This is a genomic window from Micromonospora sp. NPDC050695 (assembly GCF_040654415.1).
GTDB lineage: Bacteria > Actinomycetota > Actinomycetes > Mycobacteriales > Micromonosporaceae > Micromonospora.
In genome coordinates, this window is record NZ_JBFAHZ010000144.1 from 1 (window position 1) to 1579 (window position 1579).

Annotated in this window: 1 protein-coding gene; it reads right to left on the reverse strand. The window is 58.0% G+C overall.

The features are described 5' to 3' along the window. Positions 1 to 121: 121 nt before the first annotated feature. Positions 122 to 316 (reverse strand): hypothetical protein, encoded by a 195-nt coding sequence (locus AB0H52_RS31960; RefSeq protein WP_151493355.1) that lies wholly within the window; start codon positions 314 to 316, stop codon positions 122 to 124. Positions 317 to 1579 lie beyond the last annotated feature (1263 nt).

Consider the following 1579-nt stretch of genomic DNA (forward strand, 5'->3'; position numbering starts at 1 on the left):
TCGTGACAGACGACGCACACACCTCACACCATAAGGGACAAAACGGTCAAGCCGAAAGCCGTACCAAGGGATCAATACCCTCTGACGGATCGAGGATGACACTGTCAGTCGGTCATCCGCATCAGAGATCGCCGATGTTGCGCTGCAGCGCCGCGTCGGCGGTGCGTGGCAGGTGCTCACCCCACTGACCAACGCCGCAGTGTTCGAGTACATCCATCGCGCGGGTCAGCGCCCGGCCATCGTCGGCGGCCTGCCCGGCGGGGCGCAGCGGTTGGACGCGCGGCGTGCTTGGCGCTGACCATCGCCGGTCCAGCACCTCGCCACACGGCACCGAACGCCGAGACCGGCTATCAAGATTAATATTTGCGGTGCTGGGACAGCTACGCAAGCGTGGGGCCAGCACGACGCCCTCCTCCGCCGTCACCCTGCGGCGCACCGTGGCATGCCAAGATCAAATATTTGGCGGGCTGGGACATCTACCCAAGCGCGGGGCCGAGGTGGTGCGTCAGGTCGGCGACCCACAGCTTATTCGGGCGCGTCGCGGTGAAATCGCGTTTGACCAGGTCCACGAGGCCGGTCGGTCTCGGCGGCCGGGCGGGTTGCCGGGTCCTGTAATTCTGGTGAACCACGCCGCCCAGCTATCCGTTCTATCAACAGGATGGACTCACGGAAGGAAGACAATTCTCGCGGAAGTTTGTTTCACCAATGTTCATTCCAGCGCTATCGCGAGTGTGATGGGTATCCGCCCGACATAGGAAAATGCGACTGGAATATCAGTTCAATCGATCAAGTCTAGCGATTCGATGAAAGAGATGGCTGGCTTCGCGAGAGTCGATTTGAAGAGTACGTAGGCCATCGGGATGCGGCTAGCGTCAATTTCAACATGAAAGATGCCGAGATTGGAGGCGTGAAGTGGATATTGAACAGTCCAATTGGACTCCCCACCAATACGCAGATTCCTATATGCAGGCTGGGCGAAAGTCTTATTTGAGTGGAAACCAGGCAAATGCGGATATGCACTTCGCGTCGTGGGCCAATTTGGTTATTGACAACAATCTGTTTGACATGTACAACATGGATTCAGGGCAATTGAACCAAGGGGATCCTGACCGCCCGTCTCCAACTTACGATCCGTCTCTCCGTCGAGCTTGTCAGGTATATCGCAGGGTTGCTATGCAACGTGCCGCCGCCGCGACGTCTAGTAGCCCATATGCAGGTACTGATCGCCTCCCGGGCGCACAAGACAGGTATCCGCGCCCGCAGTCACATCAAAACCCGCAGGCACGCCGTCAACGTTAGCGGCCAGCAATTGGTGGATTGACGCGTATCCGGATGCGGCTTTCGGCTAATTCGCGTCAGGAGTGCGGAATATCGTAAATCGACGAGTTGGTGACGAAGCATTTCCTTCAGTCTAAACGGTTCAAATCGTTGAGTCGAACTCAAGGGACGATTGAGCCGCATCTCTAGTACGGCAGCCGCCATTTGCTAGTACGGCAGCCGCCATTTGCTAGTTGGCCAGGGCATGGTCTCGGTTGAGTCGGGTGCGTTGGTGGAACCAGCGTGCTCGGGCTTGGTGGCG